At 64.3% G+C, this 761-nt stretch carries 1 protein-coding gene; it reads right to left on the reverse strand.

Annotated elements, in window-relative coordinates; genetic code table 11:
- On the reverse strand, positions 1 to 761 hold a 761-nt coding region (locus HMPREF2924_RS36715; protein ID WP_256567993.1), incomplete at both ends, for an SNF2-related protein.

Genomic DNA, 761 nt, shown 5'->3' on the forward strand with positions numbered 1-761 from the left:
AGGTAACGCCGCAGCGCGCCGAGTCGCGCGAAAATCGGTCGGTCCTCGAGACGCAGCACGTCGTATTGCTGGCGTTCCTCGGTGGAGAGGGCCACCTTCAGCAACTGCCGCTGCTTGCCCTTGAGGCTGGGCAGCACATCTTTGCGCCTGCGCAGCATCCAGTCACCCAGCTCCGCCCGCAGACTCTGGCGGAACTCCGGGTTGCCGGCGAAACGGTCGCAGAACTCTTTCAGCGGCAGTTGTCCGATGGGGTGGCCTGAGAGGCGAAGCAGGGTGTGCAGCTCGGTTTCACGGTTGAGCACCGGCGTGCCGGTAAGCAGGTAGCGGTTCGGCACTTGGGCGGCAATGTCGAAACCGTGCCGCGTGCATTGCGCCGTCGGTTCCTTCATCCGCTGCGCCTCGTCGATGACCATCACGGCGAAGCGCGAAGCGTTGGCGACGAAGGGGCTCAACTGCTCGTAGTTGACCAGGATCCACTGCGCCTCTGGGTTGTCCTGCTGGATGGCCACGGTGGCCGAGGGATAGACCTCCTGGATTTCGCGCTGCCAATTGATCAACAGGGTGGCCAGGGTGATGACCAGAATTGGCCTGCCCGCCGCTCGGATCGAAGCGGCGATGACCGCCTGGCGGGTCTTGCCCAATCCCATGTCGTCGGCCAACAGGGCGCTGGTTCTCTGCAGCAAGTGAGCGATGCCGGCAGGCTGGTGGGCCAGTAGCGAGTAGCCCTGAAGCGCCGCCTCGATATCAGCCGAGCTGTACTC

Source organism: Pseudomonas sp. HMSC063H08, assembly GCF_001813645.1.
Lineage (GTDB): Bacteria > Pseudomonadota > Gammaproteobacteria > Pseudomonadales > Pseudomonadaceae > Pseudomonas > Pseudomonas aeruginosa.